The sequence below is a fragment of the Bartonella sp. AA23NXGY genome, from assembly GCF_042197165.1.
Classification (GTDB): Bacteria; Pseudomonadota; Alphaproteobacteria; order Rhizobiales; family Rhizobiaceae; genus Bartonella.
On sequence record NZ_JBHIRO010000066.1, the window covers coordinates 1 to 1,567 of the forward strand.

Annotated in this window: 1 pseudogene; it reads right to left on the reverse strand. The window is 39.0% G+C overall.

The features are described 5' to 3' along the window. Positions 1-1,567 (reverse strand): annotated as a pseudogene (locus ACFINY_RS09680) (autotransporter outer membrane beta-barrel domain-containing protein); the annotation flags it as partial.

Sequence of the window (1,567 nt, forward strand, 5' to 3'; positions counted from 1 at the left end):
ATCTTTGCATCACCCGTTGCATTGTAGACTTCTTGCGTGTCTGGTTTACCAGAACCTATATGCAATGTTTGGTAATGCTCTTCTGTTGGTTTCTCAAAAACAATGGAGCTGTTATCGAGATTAAGCACAGAAACATCAGAACGAGATCTTTGAGCGATATCAAGCAGATTGCCATCATCATCTTTTTCGTTTTTGCTGATTTTCAACGTCCATGTTGTATCGTTTTTCAGATCAAAGCGTACATTTCTGTCTTTAGCAATATTTGCTCTGCCTTCTAGAGTAGACTGATCAGTGCTTAAGGTGAAGGTGCCGTTGGAGATCGCTTTAACCTCTTTACCATCCCACAAATCTTTATCTTTCCATGACGTTTTGTCCCAAGCAATACCATTTCCTAGTAAAACATCGGCATGGACCTCTGATTTTTTAAGATTGACTGTGCCGATTGATGGAGCTGTAGTATCTTCGATACTTTTTTCAACAACAGCTCCAATGAAAATTCCTGTGCCATTTTCAGCATGAAGCTCTGCATTGGTCAGATTGATCTCATTACTATGATATTTTTGTGGATCATGCGAGCCATTTGGATTATCATCGGAGAAAGTTGCGAATTGTAAACCGGCAACTTCTGCTGTGGCAGAAACATCTGTCAGATCAATATGTCCGCCATTTATTACAACCAGCGCAGCCATTTTTGCTTCTATTTTATTTTTCTTCCCATTCTGAGGAGCGTCGGATTGGGTATCTAGACCTTTAGAATTAGTATCAATAGCGCCATTAATCATCTTAATTGTGCCATCTTCACCAGTAGCGAGACCAATACCAACATTTTGAATAGTTGTTTTGCCATTTAATTCAACTATACTATCGGCCTCCCAAGTGCTTATACCAACGGTTTCTTCTTCGGACTCACCACCAATTATTGTTAAATCTCCGGTAATGATTTTACTCCCATCATCTGCATAAAGACCTTCATCAAAATTTTGAATGGTTGTTTTGCCAGTTAACTGAATTTCACTCCCAGAGCCCGATGTCCATACACCAGATCGTGCTTCATTGGGGTTATCATTAATTGCTTTACCACTGACTATTGTTAAATCTCCGCTAACGATTTTGCCACCATTAAAGGCTCTAAGACCGACAAAAACTTTTTCAATGGTTGTATGACCCTTTAATTGAACTTCACTATTGGGATCAATGGCTATTATACCAGAAGTACCGTATTCTTGGTTTTCATAAGCAGTTATTGTTAAATCTTCGCTGGTGATTTTACCACCTTTTTCTGCTCTCAGTCCATCTCTAACTTTTTCAATGCTTGTTTTGCCTTTTAATTCAATTATGCTTCCAAAGCCATTGGCATTTGCACCGTTTCCGAAGTTATTGGTTGTTAGAGTAACATCCGTAATTTCAATACGTCCACCATTTTCTGTAAGTAATGCGCCTTCATGTCCATTCCAATTTCCTCCTATGACAGCTCCTCCTTTCATTGTGATCTTGGATTCTATACCATCTGCATGGAGTGCATTACCCTTAGATGATGCGACTGTAACATTGTTGTTTAAAGTAATGA